This window comes from Gulosibacter sediminis, from assembly GCF_014904065.1.
GTDB lineage: Bacteria > Actinomycetota > Actinomycetes > Actinomycetales > Microbacteriaceae > Gulosibacter > Gulosibacter sediminis.
This window is the reverse complement of the sequence record NZ_JACXJG010000003.1, coordinates 66,849-67,178: the sequence shown is the minus strand read 5'-3', so window position 1 is coordinate 67,178 and position 330 is coordinate 66,849. Positions and strand designations below refer to the sequence as shown.

The 330-nt window shown below is 70.3% G+C and carries 1 protein-coding gene; it reads right to left on the bottom strand.

All coding sequences use genetic code 11. The annotated features are described in order from the left end of the window. A partial coding sequence (locus ID132_RS01495) for a hypothetical protein (RefSeq protein ID WP_211198194.1) occupies nucleotides 1-330 on the bottom strand: 330 nt, incomplete at both ends.

Genomic DNA, 330 nt, shown 5'->3' with positions numbered 1-330 from the left:
TCGGCGTCGCCGTCGCCGTCGCTGTCGACCGTCGCCTCGCCCTCGAGGTACTGCGAGTCGGAGTAGTCGACGCTGTCGGTGTCGATCGTGCCGTCGTCCTCGGCGGTGTCGCCGCCCTGGCCATCCTCGCTGCCGGGGATGTCCTCGGCACCGGTCTCGTCGGCCGGGGCGTCGGGCTCGGCGGGAGTTTCGCCTTCGGGTGCAGTGTTGCTCTCGTCGACGTCGGCGTTTGGCGTGACGTTCGGGGCGGGCGCCTCACCGTCGGCCATCGAGTAGTACTCGTCGGCGTAGCTGTCGCCGTCGGTGTCGACGTGCGCTTCGTCGAGCACA